The sequence below is a fragment of the Curtobacterium sp. B8 genome, assembly GCF_000333315.1.
In the GTDB taxonomy this organism is placed as follows: domain Bacteria; phylum Actinomycetota; class Actinomycetes; order Actinomycetales; family Microbacteriaceae; genus Curtobacterium; species Curtobacterium luteum.
In genome coordinates this window covers 1-16191 of record NZ_BACW01000357.1, presented here as the reverse complement: position 1 = coordinate 16191, position 16191 = coordinate 1, and the positions used below count along the sequence as shown (strand labels likewise).

Sequence of the window (16191 nt, the reverse complement as noted above, 5' to 3'; positions counted from 1 at the left end):
GTCCCGGCACCCACCGTCTTCGCCGAGATGAGCGCCCTCGCCGCCGCGACCGGGGGCGATCAACTTCGGCCAGGGGTTCCCCGACGAGGACGGCCCGCGGGAGGTCCTCGAGGCCGCCGTGCAGGCCATCCGCGACGGCGCGAACCAGTACCCGCCGGGGCGTGGGATCCCGGACCTCCGTGCGGCGATCGCCGAGCACCAGGCGCGCTGGTACGGCCTCGACGTCGACTCCGACCGCGAGGTCCTGGTCACCGCCGGCGCCACCGAGGCGCTGGCGGCGACGCTCCTCGCCCTGGTGGGAACATCGACACCCGGCTCGGCCGCGTGGACGACGACCTCGACGCCGTGGTGCTCGCCGCCGCGGGGCTGACCCGGATCGACCGGCTCGACGCGGCGACCGAGCTGCTCGACCTCGGCTTCTGGCCGAGCGCGCCCGGCCAGGGTGCCCTCGCGGTCGAGATCCGCTCGGACGAGACGGACAGGAACCTGCTCGCCGCGCTCCGCAAGCTCGACCACGCGCCGACCCGCCTGACGGTCACGGCCGAGCGCGAGGTCCTGGCGAAGCTCGAGGCGGGCTGCTCCGCCCCGATCGGTGCGACCGCCGTCGTCGACGCCGAGATGCTCCTCGTCTCGGCGACGGTCTACCGCCCCGACGGCTCCGAGTACCGGACCGCCTCGCACGCGGCGGTCCTGGACGGCTCCGCACAGGACCGTCTCGACGAGGCGCTGGCGCTCGGTGGGCGGGTCGCGGCCGAACTCCTCGAGAACGGCGCGGCCGACCTCGCGGACCTCGCCACGACGGTCGCCGAGGCACCGGCCGACGGCGACCACTCGGCCGGGCCCGGCCTGGCGACCCCGGCTGCGGCGCAGCCTGCCGACGACGACTCGACGGCCGCGCCGCGGACGACGGGCACGGACTAGGCGGTCACCACGGACGACACCGCTCCCGCGCGGGACGAGGCCCGGCTCCCGGTCGTCCTCGTCCCGCGCGGCGGTGCGTGGGGCGCCGCGGTCGCGGACGCCGCCCGGGCACGCGGTCTCGACCCCGTCGTGGTGCCCCTCATCACCGATGCACCGCCGGAGGACCCCGCTGCACTCGACACGGCGCTCGGGCGCCTCGTTGGAGCGGCGGGGAGGCACGTCCCGGCACCCGGGGACGGGCCCGTTCCCGACGGGGCCGGGTCGACCGCCCCCTGGCTCGTCGTGACCAGTGCGACGGCCGTGCGGGCCGTCGCCGGACGCGCACCGCGCCTCCCGGCCGGTGTGCTGGTGGCGTGCGTCGGCCAGGCGACCGCACGCGCCGCGCGGCAGGCCGGGTGGCGGGTCGACCTCGTGCCGGAGGTCGAGTCGGCCGCCGGCCTCGTGTCGGCGTTCCCGGGCACGACCGGCCGTGTCCTCTTCCCGCGCTCGGAACTCGCCGCCCCCACCCTCGTCGAGGGGCTCCGCGCCCGCGGGATCGACGTCGAGGACGTGGTCGCGTACCGTACCGTGGGGACCGGCGACGAGCCGGTCCGCCTCGACCGGGTGCCCGACGCGGTGCTCGTCACGAGCGGCAGCGTCGCCTCCGAGGTCGCCCGCCGGCTGGCCCCGCTCGATCCCCGCACGCGCATCGCGTGCATCGGTCCCGGCACCGCCGCGGCCGCGCGCGAGGCCGGTCTGCCCGTGCACGTCGTCGGGCGCAGCCGCTCCGCCGAATCCCTCCTCGACGCCGTCGCCGAGGCCCTCCGCCCCGAAGCACCCGAAACACCACGATCAGGAAGGTCATCGTGACCGGACAGTTCCCCCAGGTCCGCCCCCGCCGTCTCCGCGCCACCCCGGCGATGCGTCGGCTCGTCGCCGAGACCCGACTGCACCCCGCCGAGCTCGTGCTGCCGATGTTCATCCGCGAGGGTGCGACCGAGGCCGTCCCGATCTCGAGCATGCCCGGGGTGGCGCAGCACTCGCTCGACTCCTTCCGCCGGGCGCTCGTCGAGGCGGCGGAGCAGGGCGTCGGCGGCGTGAACCTGTTCGGGGTCCCGACGTCGAAGGACGCCGAGGGCTCCGGCGCGACCGACCCGGACGGCATCCTCAACGTGGCGATCCGCGTCGCACGCGAAGAAGTGGGCGACGCCCTCGTCGTGCAGTCCGACCTGTGCCTCGACGAGTTCACCGACCACGGACACTGCGGGGTCCTCGCGGCCGACGGGTCGGTCGACAACGACGCGACGCTCCTGCGGTACCGCGACATGGCCGTGGTGCAGGCCGAGGCCGGTGCCGAACTGGTCTGCATGAGCGGGATGATGGACGGCCAGATCGCTGCCGCGCGCGACGCCCTCGACAGCACCGGTCACGCCGGCACCGCGTTGCTGGCGTACTCGGCGAAGTACGCCTCGGCGTTCTACGGCCCGTTCCGGGAAGCCGTCTCGTCGTCGCTCCAGGGCGACCGCCGGACGTACCAGATCGACGCGGCCGACGGGCGGCAGGGCCTCCGGGAGGTCCTGCTCGACATCGAGGAGGGTGCCGACATCGTCATGGTGAAGCCGGCGATGAGCTACCTCGACGTGCTCGCCCGCACCGCGGACGTCGCCGAGGTGCCCGTGTGGGCGTACCAGATCAGCGGCGAGTACGCGATGATCACCGCGGCCGCGCAGAACGGCTGGATCGACCGGGATGCCGCCGCGATGGAGGCCCTGGTCGGCATCAAGCGCGCCGGCGCTGATGCGATCCTCACCTACTTCGCGGTCGACATCGCCCGGAAGCTCAACCAGGAGGCCGGCCTGCGCACGTCCGGCAGCACCGCGGCGGTGTCCGGCGTCGCCTCGACCGGGAAGGCCCCCGAATGACCACCACGACGACCAACGAGCAGCTCTTCGGACGCGCGAAGAACAGCATCCCCGGGGGTGTCAACTCGCCCGTCCGCGCCTACGGCTCGGTCGGCGGCACGCCCCGGTTCCTGACCGCCGCGAAGGGCGCGTACGTCACCGACGCCGAGGGGCGCGAGTACGTCGACCTCGTCGCGTCGTGGGGGCCGGCGATCCTCGGCCACGCCCACCCCGGGACGGTCGAAGCCGTGCAGCAGGCGGCCTCGCGGGGCCTCTCGTTCGGGGCGTCGACCCCGGGGGAGACCGAGCTCGCCGAACTCGTCAAGCAGCGGGTTTCGGTCGACGGCGACGGACCGATCGAGAAGATCCGCATGGTGTCGACGGGCACCGAGGCCACGATGACCGCGATCCGGCTCGCCCGCGGGTACACCGGTCGCGACCTGCTCGTGAAGTTCGCCGGGCACTACCACGGTCACTCCGACTCGCTCCTCGCCGAGGCCGGGTCCGGTGTCGCGACGCTCGCGATGCCCGGGTCGGCCGGCATCACCGCCGAGACGGCCGCGCAGACGCTCGTGCTGCCGTACAACGACCTCGACGCCGTCCGTCGCGCGTTCGACGAGCACTCGGAGCGCATCGCCGCCGTGATCGTCGAGGCCGCCGCGGCCAACATGGGCGTCCTCGCCCCGGAGCGCGGGTTCAACCGTGCCCTGTCGCAGATCACGTCCTCGCACGGTGCGCTCCTCATCGTCGACGAGGTCCTGACCGGCTTCCGCGTCGGCAGCGCGGGGTGGTGGGGCCTCGAGGCGTCGAAGGTCGTGCCCGACGGCGCCGGCTGGAAGCCCGACCTCGTGACGTTCGGCAAGGTCATCGGCGGTGGCATGCCCCTCGCCGCGCTCGGCGGCCGCCGCGAGGTGATGGACTTCCTCGCGCCGCTCGGTCCCGTGTACCAGGCCGGCACGCTCTCCGGGAACCCGCTCGCCGTCGCCGCGGGCATCGCCACGCTCCGTGCGGCGACGCCCGAGGTGTACGCGCACCTCGACCGGACGGCGGCGACCATCGCGACGGCGACGAGCGAGGCGCTGTCAGCCGAGGGCGTCGCCCACACGGTGCAGCACGCCGGGAACCTGTTCTCGTTCGCGTTCACCGACGTCGCCCCGCGGAACTACGACGACGTGCGGGCGCAGGAGACCTTCCGCTACGCGCCGTTCTTCCACAGCATGCTCGAACAGGGCGTCACCCTGCCGCCGAGCGTGTTCGAGGCGTGGTTCGTCACGGCGGCGCATGACGACCGTGCCGTCGGGCGGGTGCTCGACGCGCTGCCGGCGGCAGCGAAGGCGGCGGCGAGCGCGGCTGCGTAGCACCTCGGGTCACCGGCCGTCGATCTCAGCAGAGACAGCTGGCGTGTGACATTCTGAGATGTTGTAGCATCGGCCGATGCGCACGTCGAGCAGTCCCGTCCCCCGCCGCGGCTCCCTCGCGCTGCTGACGTCGGTCATGGCGGCGGCGCCCGCGGTCAACTACGCGTTCGCCGCCGCCGGACCGGCGATGCTCGATTCCGGCATCGTGACATCGCCCGAGTTCGCCGCGTTGCCGGCGGTCACGTTCGTCCTGGCGGCAGTGCTCGGTCGATCGTGCGGAGCGTTGAGCGATCGACTCGATCTGAGTCGTCAGGTGCATGCCGTGTTCCTGCTCGCGGCGCTCAGCCTCCTGGTCGCGGCTGGTGGAACGAACTTCTGGTGGTTCCTCGCTGCGTCGGTGATCGCAGCGCCCGGTCAGGCGCTGTGCAACTCCCTCACGAACCGCGCCGTCCGCGCGGTCGCCCCGCACGCACGGGTGCCCACCTGGATCGGCGTGAAGCAGTCCGGTGTCCAAGCGGGACAGTTCCTCGTCGGTGCGGTCATGATCGTGGCGATCGGATCCGTCGGTTGGCGTTCCGGCATGCTCGTGGTCGGGGCGATCGTGCTCGGTGTCGTCCTGATCGGTCACCGCCGGACTGCAGAGCTCGGCTCGACCGTCCGACCGGTGACAGGACGCCGTCCTCGCGTCTCGCTGCCCCGGGGCGTGGCGTTGACGATCGGCGTCGTCGGACTCTCCGGATTCGCCATGCAGTCGCTCAACGTGTTCCTCGCGCTCTTCGTCGCCGACGGCCTCGGGTACGGAACTGCCGGCGGGGCCGCTGCGGTCGCGGGGATCGGCCTGACCGGTCTCGCAGCACGCGCCGGGATGGCACGCGGCCTCACGCGCGGGCGATCGGTCGGTTCGAGTCTGGTCACGGCCACCGCCCTCGCGCTCTTGGTCCCTCCGGGGCTCTGGCTCGCCGAGTCCTCGGTGCGTTGGATCGTCTGGCTGGTCGTCATCCTCGCGGGGGCGAGTCTGTTGTGCGTCAGCGCGGTGGCCAACACGCTCGTCATCCAGACCTGCGGGTCGGATGTCATCGGAGCGGTGTCAGCGAGGCTGTCCACGTGGATGTACGTCGGTTTCGCGAGTGGACCCGTCGTCACCGGTGCTGTCCTGCACACAACAGGCTCGTTCGCCCTCGCCTGGGTGCCGAGCGCCGTTGCGGTGTTCGGGGGCGTCGTGCTCGCTGTCGCGGCGAGTACTCAGCGCAGGGCGCTGACCTGCTGACGAGCGGCGAGGGCCTCGCGCTCGTTGCGGGTGCCGGATTCCAGCTGTCTGAGATCGACCGACCGCAGCAGGTGGATGAGGTTGCTCACCCGGTCCACCATGGCGTTGAGCGCAACGAGGCCCTCTGCGTCCGCGAGTGGTGACCTGTCGTTCTCCGTCCGCAGCACCGCGGGGAAGCCACTCCCAGGAACGATCATCCGGTTGAGCAGCATGTTCTGCGTCAGTTGTGCGATGACCGCGTCGTGAGCGTACCTGCGGGCCACGACCACGGCGCCGCCGACCTTGTTGGCGAGCGGTCGTCGGAATCGGAGGTGACCGACACCAGCGCGTTCGAGGAAGGTCTGCATCAACGACGCCGTGCCGAAACCGTGGACCGGAGTCGCGTAGATGACTCCGTCGACGCGCTCGAGCCGATCGACGATGCTCCGGACGTCATCGTCGACCAGGCAGCGCTCCATGCGCGTGTTGCAATCGCCGCACGGTCCGCACGGCGACATGGAGACCTTCGCGAGCGTGACGATCTCCAGAGCGACACCGTTCGCCGCGAAACGACCCGTGCAGTGACCGAGCACTTGCGCGGTGTCGCCGTCGGCCCGTTCGGATCCGTTGACGGCGAGCACGGTGGGAGGTTTCACGCCCTGCCCCGTCCTGTCAGGCCGTGTGCGCACACGAACGACCGCAGCATCTCGATCCCGAAGTCGGTCCCGATGCTCTCCGGGTGGAACTGCACGGACTCGATCGGGCGGTGATCATGGCGGAGTGCCATGATCGTGCCGTCGTCTGCCGTTGCGGAGACCACGAGCTCGTCCGGAACCGTCGACGGGTCGACCGCGAGGGAGTGGTAGCGGGTCACCGCGAGCGGCGAGGGCAACGCCGTGAAGACCCCCGACCCGTCATGGGTGACGCTGCTCTGCTTCCCGTGCATCGGGCGGTCCGCCCGGCCGATCGAGGCGCCGAAGTGCTCGGCGATCGCCTGGTGTCCGAGACACACTCCGAAGATCGCCTGGTCGATCGCCAGGTGGGACATGAGTTGGGTGTGTCCGGCGTCGGTCGGTGTGCCGGGCCCGGGGCCGAGCAGGACCAGGTCGTACCCCGCGCGGTTGATCGCGTCGCCGTCGGCGTCGGCCGAGCGGATCACGTCCGCAGTGCCTCCGAGTGTCCGTAGGTACTGCGCGATGATGTAGACGAAGCTGTCCTGTGCGTCGATCAACAGCGATCTCATCGCAGTTCCTCACCCGTCACGGCGAAGTACGCGGCGCCCATCTTCGCGATCGTCTCGTGCCATTCGTCGTGGGCGGTCGAATCGGCGACGATCCCGGCCGACGCTCTGATGCGCGCCGATCCTCCCCGGTGCACAGCCATCCGGATCGCCAGGCCCAGGACTGCGTCGCCGTGTCGATCGATGATCCCGAAGGCTCCGGCGTAGAAGCCTCTCGGGGCGGTCTCGAGTTCATCGATCAGTTCCATGGCCCGGACCTTCGGTGCACCGGTCATCGTTCCTGCCGGGAAGCTCGCGCGGACGATGTCGGAGATCGAGTGACCAGGTTCGACGCGGCACGCGACGGTGGTGACGAGGTGGAAGACGTGTGAGTACTGCTCGACGGTCATAAGGCCCTGCGTGGTCGTCGAATCGGTGGACGCGACCCGGCCGAGGTCGTTCCGACAGAGATCGACCAGCATGAGGTGCTCGGCACGTTCCTTCTCTGATGCGGAGAGCACCGCGACGGCTGAAGCGTCCTCCGGCGCGGACCCTGTTCGACGGGCGGTCCCCGCGATCGGCCGCGTCGCTACTCGGTCCTGTTGTACTCGGACGAAGAGCTCGGGCGAGGCGCCGGTGATGGTCGAGCCGGCCATCGGGAGGTAGCTCATGTACGGCGACGGATTGTGTTCACGCATCCGTCGGTACACCTGCATCGGGGTGGCGGCCGTCTCGACCGTGATCTCGTGTCCGAGTTGGATCTGGTAGATGTCACCCGCCCGGATGTGTTCCAGCGCGACCTCGACGCGACGGCTGTACTCGTCGAACGATGTGTCGTCGGAAACGGACGTCGGAGCAGGGAGCGGTCGTCCGTCCACGACGCTGGCGCGCTCTTCGAGATCCCGGCAGAAGGCAGCGAGGTCGAGTGGTGCCCACATCGACGTGCTCGTCGCCGCGACGTACCCGATCGACGACCCGGACGGCATGGTGACGGATGCGTGGACGACACTGAAAACGGCATCCGGTTCCGTCGGTGCGGCGTGGTGGGCTGGCCGGGGGAGTCGTTCCGCGTACCGGACGGCTTCGTACCCGTAGTAGGCGAGCAACCCGATGTTGGCGGCTGGCACATCGTCAGGGAAGAGGATGCGCTGCAGCACTTCGGGGAGTCTCCACAGGCCGTCCCCGTCGACGAGACGATCACCGACCGCACCGCTTTCGATGATGCGTTCGGCGACCAGAACCGAGCGACATGCCTCGATCGCTGGCTCGAGTCCGGTGAACTCGACGCGACCGTCCGTGACGCGGAGCTCGAGCACTCCCGTGGCACCGACGATGGATGTCCGTGTGTCGGCGTCCGGCCCGGAGAGGGACTCCAGCAAGAACGCGTTCTGCTCGCCGACCTGTCGCTGCATGGCGAGGAGCACGTTCAACGGGTCGTCGTAGCGGATCGATCGCGAAGTGGTGGTGGAGTTCATGGTTCTTCCGTCCGTCTGTCGAGCGAGGGGATGTCCGACACACCGAGGGCTCGGAGCATCGGACGCAGCTTGTGGTCGGTCTCGGCGAGTTCGGCGGCTGGGTCGCTCCCGCGCACGATCCCCACTCCGGCGCTCGCTGTCGCCGAGCGCCCGGCCAGCTCGGCGCTGCGGATCACGAGCCACCACTCACCCGTGCCGTCCGCTGCTTCCCATCCGACGACTCCGGAGAAGTACCCTCGGTCCCGGTCCTCCAGCTCGCGGAGCAGATCCTTGGCGGCGCTCCTCGGCGTGCCGCAGATCGCGGGGGTCGGATGCAGCCGGCGCGCGATGTCGAGCGACCGGACCGGCGCGACCGGACGAACGCGGAGCTCGGTCATCAGGTGGAGTGAGTCCGTCGTCTGGACGACGCCTCGTCGCTGGCGCACGGGTCCCAGGGGGCGCAGCGTCTCGTGCACCGCATCGACGACGACCTGGTGCTCGTGGTTGTCCTTCGCTGACCGCTCGAGCGCATTGATCGTGTTCGAGCGATCCGCCGGGCGCGGTGGACGCGCTCGGGAGCCTGCCAGCGGGACGGAGCAGATCTCCGTTCCGTCATGGCTGACGAGGAGTTCGGGCGATGCGCCGATGATCGTGTGGTTGCCCTGGGAGTAGGAGAACCGCGCCGTACGGCCTCGGCTCCTGAGGCGAGCGAGGACGTCACGCACCGCCCACGGCTCGGACGAGGTCAGATCGACGTGACGGGCCAGCACGACCTTCTCGATGCTGCCGTCCTCGATCCGTGAGATCGCTTCGTGGATCGCGGCCTGGAACGCGCCCCGCCCGGTCGATGAGCCGAGGTGACGGACCTCCGCCGGGGCTCGCTGCTCGGCGGGGTCGACCACGGACGAGACGGATCGGGGGAAGCCGACCGCCGCCGAGATCCGTTCGGCGCCATCGAACGGGAGCAGTGCACAGAGGAGCATCCCCTGCCGGAGCTGGGATCGAGCCGCTTCGAGGTCGTGGATCTCGGCGGGCGCCGACAGCTCGAACCGACGCCGTGGCGACGACCACGAGACGACCACCCGCGCCATCTGAACCCCCGGCTGCCGACACCATCACGACAGCATGACAGTACTACACATTTCAGATGAGGCGCCAATGGGGAGGGGTGTAGCGCGACTAGGACGCCCGGCGTGCGGCCCAGCGTCCCTCGGCCCGCACGATCGCGAGCGGGAAGTCGAACGCGTGGGAGATCGCCGACGACGTGATGACCTCGTCCGCGGTGCCCTGCGCCACGACCGCCCCGTCGCGGAGCAGCATCGCGTGCGTCGTCGAGGCGGGCAGGTCCTCGAGGTGGTGGGTCACCATCACGCTGCCGAGCGCGGGGTGCCGGTGGCGGAGCGCGTCAATCGTCTCGAGCAGGTGCTCGCGGGCGGCGACGTCGAGTCCGGTCGCGGGCTCGTCGAGCAGCAGCAGCCGCGGTTCCGCGATGAGCGCCCGAGCGATGAGCGCCCGGCCGCGCTCACCCTGGGACAGCACCGGCCAGCGGGCGTCGCGTCGCGCCGTGAGCCCGACGTCGGCGACGTGCTGTTCGGCGGCCGCGACCTGCTCGGCCGTGGGGGTCCAGCGCAGCATGAGGTCGGTCGTCCCGGTGACGCCGGTGAGCACCGTCTCGAGCACCGTCAGCGGGGAGAGCACGCGGTGCCGCGGGTCGACGTGACCGATGCGTTCGCGGAGTTCCCGGACGTCGACGCGCCCGAGCCGCCGCCCGAGCAGGTCGACGGTCCCCGCACTCGGGTGCCCGGTCGCACCGAGGACCGCGAGGAGGGTGGACTTGCCGGCGCCGTTCGGCCCGAGGAGCGCCCAGTGCTCGCCCGGCCGCACGGTCAGGTCGACGTCGCGGATGAGGTCGCGTCCGGACCGGGTGACCCGGACGCCGGTGGCGGCGACGAGCGTGTCCGCCGACCGCGCACCGGCGTCCACAGGCTCAGTTCCCGCTTCGGAGGCGCTGCAGCAGGTCGGTGAGGGTGACGCCGAGGGCGCGGATCACGGCACCGCCGGCATCGCCGTCGCGTGAGCGCACGGCCGCGATCAGCGGGTCGATGGAGAACCGCCCGTCCCAGAACGTGAACCGGCTCTCGGCGAGGGCGATGAACTGCAGTCGCGGGATGATCGCGTGCGAGAGCGTCTCGAGGAGGGAGTTGTCCGAGTACCGGATCGCGGCTTCGACGAACTGTCGGACATCGGCGTTCATCGCCTTGTCCTCGGCTTCGGCGTGCATCCGGACGCGCTCCAGGATCTCCACGAGCTCGGCGACACCGGCGTCGTCGAGCTTGGGGAGGGACCACCGGGTGGCGAGCTCGGCGATCCCGGTGAAGACCTGGAGGGCCTCGTCGAACTGCTCGGCGGTCGGAGTCGCGACGCGCGTGTAGCGGTTCGCCTCCATCTCCACCAGGCCGTAGTCGACGAGCTTCGCGATCGCCTCGCGGATCGGGGTGCGACTGACGCCGAGCCACGCGACGAGTTCGTCGTCGTTGAGGCGTTCGCCGGCCTGGAGCGTGCCGTCCTGGATCGCGGCGAGCATCTTCTCGAGGACGACGTCCCGCAGGAGCTTCCGCGGCGAGTTCTCGACGGTGGACTTCGGGACGGGCATCGGCGCTCCTCACGGATCGGGCGTTTCGTACTCCAATCCTAGGGTGTTCAATGTGCAAACGTTTGTGAAATGGTGGTGTAGCAATATGTCGGCGCCGCCGTCTCACGCGGCGGCGACGTCCACCACCGTCCGGCCGTGCACCCGTCCGGCGACGACCTCAGCGCCGACCTCGATCGCCTCCGACAGCGACACCGTGCGGGTCACCTCGGCGAGCAGCGCGGGGTCGAGGTCGGTCGCGATCCGGTCCCATGCCCGCTGCCGGAGGGCGTGCGGGGCGTCGACCGAGTTGATGCCGAGCAGCGACACCGCTCGGAGGATGAACGGCATCACGGTCGTGGGCAGTCCGGCGTCCTGCGCCAGCCCGCAGGCGGTCACGGCGCCACCCCACCGGGTCGCGGCGAGGACGTTCGCGAGGGTGGCGCCGCCGACGCTGTCCACCGCCCCTGCCCAGCGTGCGCGCTGCAGCGGCTTCCCGAGCTCGGCGAACTCCGCGCGGTCGACCACCTCGGCGGCCCCGAGTCGTCGGAGCGCGTCGGCGTTCGTGGTGCGGCCGGTCGACGCCGTCACGGTGTAGCCGCGGGCGGCGAGCAGGGCGACGGCGACGCTCCCGACCCCGCCCGAGGCGCCGGTGACGAGGACGGGGCCGTCGTCCGGCGCGACCGTCCGCTCGAGCGCGAGCACGCTCAGCTGGGCCGTGAACCCGGCGGTGCCGACCGCTGCGGCGAAGACGTCGCCGACACCGTCCGGTAGGACCACGAGGGCGTCCGCGGGCACCACGGTGCGCACCGCCCAGCCGCCGTGCCGGGTCTCCCCGAGTCCGGCCCCGTTGCACGTGACGCGGTCGCCGATCGCCACGTCGTGCACACCGGGGCCGAGGGCCGACACGGTGCCGACGACGTCGATGCCCGGCACGAGGGGGTCGACCCGGGCCACCCCGGGGTTCCGGGCGAGCGCGAGCCCGTCCTTGTAGTTGACGCTCGACGCCGTGACGTCGACGAGCACCTCGCCCTCGGCGGGGTCGGGGAGGTCGACCTCGGTGACGGCGGGCGGTGCGGAACTGGAGACGAGGACGGCGCGGGTCACGCGTCGGACGCTACCCCGTGCCTCCAGGCCGTGCCGCGAGGCGAGTCTCGCGGTCAGCGACGTTCCTCGCGCCGGACGGCGCGAGGAACGTCGCTCAGCCCGAGTCTCGCCCGCCGCGCCAGCGCCCGCCGCGCGGCGCCTCAGCCGAACATGATGGCGGCCTCGTCGTACCGGGCCTGCGGCACGGTCTTGAGCTCGCCGAGCGCCTCCTCGAAGGAGACGTGCTCGATCTCGGTGCCGCGCAGCGCGACCATGCGTCCCCAGCGCTCCTCGACCACCGCGTCGATCGCCGCGAGGCCAAGCCGGGTGGAGAGCACCCGGTCGTACGCCGTCGGGGTGCCGCCGCGCTGGATGTGGCCGAGCGTGGTGGCGCGGGTCTCGATGCCCGTCATCTCCTCGATGAGCGGCGCGAGGCGCTCGCCGATCCCGCCGAGGCGCGGCCGCCCGAACGCGTCGAGGCCACGCTCCGTGTGGGCGTTGTCCTCATGGTCGGGGACGAAGCCCTCGGCCACGACCACGAGCGGTGCGCGGCCGCGGTCGTAGGCCGCCCGGACCCACGCGGCGATCTGCTCCATGCTCGTCTTCTGCTCGGGGATGAGGATCGCGTGCGCGCCGGCCGCCATGCCCGAGTGCAGGGCGATCCAGCCGACGTGCCGGCCCATGACCTCGGCGACCATGCAGCGCGAGTGCGACTCGCCGGTCGTGCGGAGGCGGTCCATGGCCTCGGTGGCGATGGCGACGGCGGTGTCGAAGCCGAAGGTGTAGTCCGTGGCGCCGAGGTCGTTGTCGACGGTCTTCGGCACGCCCACGATCTTGAGACCGGCGTCGGTGAGTCGCTTGGCCGCCGCGAGGGTGCCCTCGCCGCCGATCGCCACGATCGCGTCGATGCCGTGCCGCTCCAGCGTCCTCTCGATGTTCTCGACGCCGCCGCGCTCGCCCTCGAACGGGTTCGTGCGGCTCGTGCCGAGGATGGTGCCGCCCTGCTTGGCGATGCCCTGGATGTCCTTGCGGCCGAGCGGGACGATGTCGCCGTCCACCACGCCCCGCCACCCGTCGCGGAAGCCCACGAACTCGTGTCCGTAGATCGCGATGCCCTTGAGCACGATGCCGCGGATGACCGCGTTCAGGCCGGGGCAGTCGCCGCCGGAGGTCAGGATGCCGATGCGCACGGGAACAACTCCATCGTCGGTGGGGTGGACCACGGTGGTGGGTCACGGTGGTGGGACACGCCCATCATGACTGACGGTGGTTCCGCATTACCATCCTGCGTGTGTCCCTCGCTGCGCCCGCCTCCGCCGACGGTCGCGTCGACGACGCGGCCACGCGCGTCGACACGGTGTACCGACCGGGAGGCCCGGTGGACGTCCGCGCGACCCTCCGGCCGCTGCAACGCGGCTCCGGCGACCCCGCCTTCCGGGTGGTCGGCGCCGACACGTGGCTCACGGTGCGCACACCGACGGGTCCCGCGTCCGTGCTCGTCCGCCGCGACGGGTGCGACGCGATCGCCGTCTCTGCCTGGGGCGACGGTGCCGAGTGGGCGGTCGCGCACGCGCCCGAGCTCCTCGGCAGGGGTGACGACTGGTCCGACCTCGACGTCTCGGCGCACCCGTTCCTCGTCGATGCGCTGCACCGCCAGCCGGGGCTGCGGTTGCTGCGGACGAACGCCGTGTTCGCCGCGCTCGTGCCGGCGATCATGGAGCAGAAGGTCACCTCGCGGCAGGCCTGGCGTGCCTGGCGGTACCTCCTGCGGCGGTTCGGTGAGCCCGCTCCCGGTCCGGCGCCCGCCGACACCTGGGTGCAGCCGACCGTGGCCGGCTGGGCCGCGATCCCCAGCTGGGAGTGGCACCGGGCCGGCATCGAACCCGGTCGGTCGGCCACGGTCATGCGGGCGGTACGGGTCGCACCCGCGCTCGAACGCACGCTGGCGCTCGGTCGCGGCGGGCCTCGCGTCGCCGAACGGCTGCAGTCGGTCCCGGGGATCGGGAAGTGGACCGCCGCCGAGACCGCCCAGCGGGCCCACGGCGACCCGGACTCGCCGAGCGTCGGCGACTACCACGTGCCCGCGCTCGTCGGGTGGGCGCTCACCGGCGGCCCGGTCGACGACGACGGCATGCTCGAGCTCCTCGAGCCGTACCGGGGGCACCGGGAGCGGGTCGTCCGGCTCATCGGCGGATCGGGGTTCCGGAAGCCGTCGTTCGGTCCGCGCATGACGATCCAGGACCACCGGCACCACTGAGCGAGGACACAGCTGCCGGACACGCGCCGCGCGCTGCCGTAGCCTCTTGTTGAGAACCGATCTCAGGAGGAATCATGACCGACAGCACCCCCACCCCGGCAGCCGACGACGCCGAGCACCGTGTCGCCGAGCACGACGTCACCGAGCACGACCACGAGCACGACGGTGGCGAGCACGAGACCGTCGAGCACGGCGACCACGTGGACTACGTGCACGACGGCCACCGGCACGCCCGTCACGAGGACCACTACGACGAGCACTGAGCGTCGCTGACGCGACCAACAGATGGTCGGAAGGCCCGTGGCGGCGCCGCCACGGGCCTCCCGACCGCGTCCTGCGCACGCGCGGTGTCCGATCCGCTGCCCGCAGCCAGCGGCGGATCCGTCGTGCCGCGGCGCTCCCGACGGCCTAGTCTCGACGTTCGTGAGTTCCGATCGTCATCGTCGTCGCGCGTCCCGGGTCGTCTCGATCGGCGTCGTCGCCGCGCTCGCCGCATCCCTCACCGGCTGCGGCGAGGGGTCGGGTGTCGACGCCGACTACGCGAAGATCTGCCGTGACAACAGCACGCAGAAGCGGCTCCCGGACGACGACTGCAACAACCACGGCGGCCACGCCGGCTGGTACTACCTGCCCGTGAGCAGCAGCCGGACGACGAAGGTGCCCGCCGTCGGTGACACCGTCGCGGGCGGCCGGAGCTCGCTGCCCGCGGGCAAGACCGCCCAGTCCGGGCTCTCGTCGCGCGGCAGCTCGGTGTCGAAGGGCGGGTTCGGCGGTTCCGGCGAGCACGGCGGGTTCGGCGGCTGATGGAGCGCGTCGAGTTCACCGAGCGGCCGGACTGGCGGCGGCGGATCCAGCAGACCGGTCTGGTGTACTCACGGTCGGTCCGCGAGGACGGCAGCGAGGTCGAGTACTGGAACGACGGGGCGGCCTACGTCTTCACGCTGCCCGAGGTCGAGGCGCTCGAGCGGCAGACCGAGGAGCTGCACCGCATGTGCCTCGAGGCCGCGCGGTACCTGGCGTCCGGCGAGCTCGGCACGCTCGGCCTCACGCCGGACGGTTTCGAGCTCGCGTCCTGGTCACTGCGGCACGACGAGCCCGACGTCTACGCCCGCTTCGACCTCGCGTACGCCGGTGACGGGTCGCCCGCCAAGCTCCTCGAGTACAACGGGGACACACCCACGGGGCTGATCGAGGCGTCGGTCACGCAGTGGCACTGGTTCCGCGAGCGCGTCGAGTCCGGCGAGCTGCCCGCCGACACCGACCAGTGGAACGGTATCCACGAGGCGCTCGTCGCCCGGTGGCGGACCCTCCTGCACGCGTCACTGCGGGCGGAGGACGGCGGCCGACTGTTCGTCGCGCACTCCGACCTCGACACCGCCGGCGAGGACTGGGACACCGTCGCGTACATGCGCGACCTCGCCGGCGAGGCCGGCTGGGAGCACACCGGCATCGAGATGAAGGACATCGGCTGGCACGCCGCGGCCCGCCAGTTCGTCGGTAACCAGGAGCCCGCCGGGTCCTCCCGGAGCGCCTTCACCCTGCCCGGGGACGACCCCGGGACGCAGTGGCCGGTCATCCGGAACATCTTCAAGCTCTACCCGTGGGAAGACCTCGTGTCGGGCGACGACCGTGCCTCCGGCGACCAGGAGTTCGGCGCGTTCCTCGTGCGGGACCGGGGCCGGCTCGGGCACTGGTACGAGCCCGCGTGGAAGATGTTCCTGTCCAACAAGCTGCTGCTCGTCGCCCTCTGGCGGCTGTTCCCCGGTCACGAGAACCTGCTGCCGTCGTACGCCGACGGGCCGAACGGCATGACGGACTTCGTCGTGAAGCCGGTCTTCGGCCGCGAGGGTGACGGCATCGCCGTGCACCGGGCCGACGGCTCCGTGACGACCAACGGCACCGAGTACCGCCGCGCGGGCACGAACGGCGAGCGGGTCTGGCAGCAGTACCACGAGCTGCCCGACTTCCCGGGTCGGAACGGGCACAACCACCCGGTGCTCGGGTCCTGGGTGGTCGACGGCGAGTCCTTCGGTGTCGGCATCCGTGAGTCGGACGGGCCGATCACCGACTACTGGTGCCGGTTCGCCCCGAACCTCATCCGGGCCTGACCGGCGTCACGCGACCCATCGGGCGGTCGGGAT

Annotated in this window: 16 protein-coding genes and 2 pseudogenes; 10 read left to right on the top strand and 8 right to left on the bottom strand. The window is 71.7% G+C overall.

Annotated elements, in window-relative coordinates; all coding sequences use genetic code 11:
* The 6 genes and pseudogenes from I59_RS21395 to I59_RS09270 form a co-directional block, all read left to right on the top strand.
* A pseudogene (locus I59_RS21395) lies at positions 1-298 on the top strand (aminotransferase class I/II-fold pyridoxal phosphate-dependent enzyme); the annotation flags it as partial.
* 26 nt (positions 299-324) lie between these two features.
* Complete coding sequence (locus I59_RS09290) at positions 325-921, top strand: hypothetical protein (RefSeq protein WP_261976547.1); 597 nt, start codon at positions 325-327, stop codon at positions 919-921.
* 102 nt (positions 922-1023) lie between these two features.
* Positions 1024-1770: pseudogene (locus tag I59_RS09285) on the top strand (uroporphyrinogen-III synthase); the annotation flags it as partial.
* Positions 1767-2822 carry a porphobilinogen synthase gene (gene hemB / locus I59_RS09280; RefSeq protein WP_022903638.1) on the top strand — a complete coding sequence of 352 codons (1056 nt, stop codon included), beginning with the start codon at positions 1767-1769 and terminating at the stop codon, positions 2820-2822. The pseudogene I59_RS09285 and the gene hemB, both read left to right, overlap by 4 nt.
* A complete protein-coding gene (gene hemL, locus I59_RS09275) occupies positions 2819-4159 on the top strand; it encodes a glutamate-1-semialdehyde 2,1-aminomutase (protein ID WP_031273489.1) in 1341 nt (446 codons plus the stop codon). The genes hemB and hemL overlap by 4 nt, the downstream gene beginning before the upstream one ends.
* 76 nt (positions 4160-4235) lie before the next feature.
* Positions 4236-5426, top strand: a complete 1191-nt coding sequence (locus I59_RS09270) for an MFS transporter (protein WP_022903635.1) — start codon at positions 4236-4238, stop codon at positions 5424-5426.
* On the opposite strand, the gene I59_RS09265 is transcribed toward I59_RS09270, so the two are convergent.
* From I59_RS09265 to I59_RS09230, 8 genes are all read right to left on the bottom strand, one after another.
* The gene (locus tag I59_RS09265) at positions 5402-6046 is read right to left on the bottom strand and encodes a flavodoxin family protein (RefSeq protein WP_187289805.1); all 645 of its coding nucleotides are present in this window, start codon (positions 6044-6046) and stop codon (positions 5402-5404) included. The two genes, I59_RS09270 and I59_RS09265, sit on opposite strands and share 25 nt — an antisense overlap.
* A gap of 11 nt (positions 6047-6057) precedes the next feature.
* Positions 6058-6648 (bottom strand): aminodeoxychorismate/anthranilate synthase component II, encoded by a 591-nt coding sequence (locus I59_RS09260; protein ID WP_022903633.1) that lies wholly within the window; start codon positions 6646-6648, stop codon positions 6058-6060.
* Positions 6645-8099 (bottom strand): anthranilate synthase component I family protein, encoded by a 1455-nt coding sequence (locus tag I59_RS09255; protein ID WP_022903632.1) that lies wholly within the window; start codon positions 8097-8099, stop codon positions 6645-6647. The genes I59_RS09260 and I59_RS09255 overlap by 4 nt, the downstream gene beginning before the upstream one ends.
* Positions 8096-9169: an isochorismate synthase MenF gene (locus I59_RS09250; protein ID WP_022903631.1), complete on the bottom strand. Its 1074-nt coding sequence runs from the start codon at positions 9167-9169 to the stop codon at positions 8096-8098. The genes I59_RS09255 and I59_RS09250 overlap by 4 nt, the downstream gene beginning before the upstream one ends.
* A gap of 88 nt (positions 9170-9257) precedes the next feature.
* A complete protein-coding gene (locus tag I59_RS09245; RefSeq protein WP_022903630.1) occupies positions 9258-10061 on the bottom strand; it encodes an ABC transporter ATP-binding protein in 804 nt (267 codons plus the stop codon).
* A gap of 4 nt (positions 10062-10065) precedes the next feature.
* Positions 10066-10731 carry a GntR family transcriptional regulator gene (locus I59_RS20850; RefSeq protein WP_022903629.1) on the bottom strand — a complete coding sequence of 222 codons (666 nt, stop codon included), beginning with the start codon at positions 10729-10731 and terminating at the stop codon, positions 10066-10068.
* Positions 10732-10833: 102 nt separating this feature from the next.
* Complete coding sequence (locus I59_RS09235) at positions 10834-11814, bottom strand: MDR family oxidoreductase (RefSeq protein ID WP_022903628.1); 981 nt, start codon at positions 11812-11814, stop codon at positions 10834-10836.
* 140 nt (positions 11815-11954) lie between these two features.
* On the bottom strand, positions 11955-12983 hold the full coding sequence (locus I59_RS09230; RefSeq protein WP_022903627.1) for a 6-phosphofructokinase: 1029 nt from the start codon (positions 12981-12983) through the stop codon (positions 11955-11957).
* A 101-nt stretch (positions 12984-13084) separates the two neighbouring features.
* Here I59_RS09230 and I59_RS09225 point away from each other — a divergent pair, with 101 nt between their 5' ends.
* From I59_RS09225 to I59_RS09210, 4 genes are all read left to right on the top strand, one after another.
* Positions 13085-14050 carry a DNA-3-methyladenine glycosylase gene (locus tag I59_RS09225; protein ID WP_022903626.1) on the top strand — a complete coding sequence of 322 codons (966 nt, stop codon included), beginning with the start codon at positions 13085-13087 and terminating at the stop codon, positions 14048-14050.
* A gap of 74 nt (positions 14051-14124) precedes the next feature.
* Positions 14125-14313: a hypothetical protein gene (locus I59_RS09220; RefSeq protein WP_022903625.1), complete on the top strand. Its 189-nt coding sequence runs from the start codon at positions 14125-14127 to the stop codon at positions 14311-14313.
* Between the two features lie 160 nt (positions 14314-14473).
* Positions 14474-14854 carry a hypothetical protein gene (locus tag I59_RS09215; RefSeq protein WP_022903624.1) on the top strand — a complete coding sequence of 127 codons (381 nt, stop codon included), beginning with the start codon at positions 14474-14476 and terminating at the stop codon, positions 14852-14854.
* A complete protein-coding gene (locus tag I59_RS09210; RefSeq protein ID WP_022903623.1) occupies positions 14854-16158 on the top strand; it encodes a glutathionylspermidine synthase family protein in 1305 nt (434 codons plus the stop codon). The genes I59_RS09215 and I59_RS09210 overlap by 1 nt, the downstream gene beginning before the upstream one ends.
* The last annotated feature ends 33 nt before the right edge of the window (positions 16159-16191 follow it).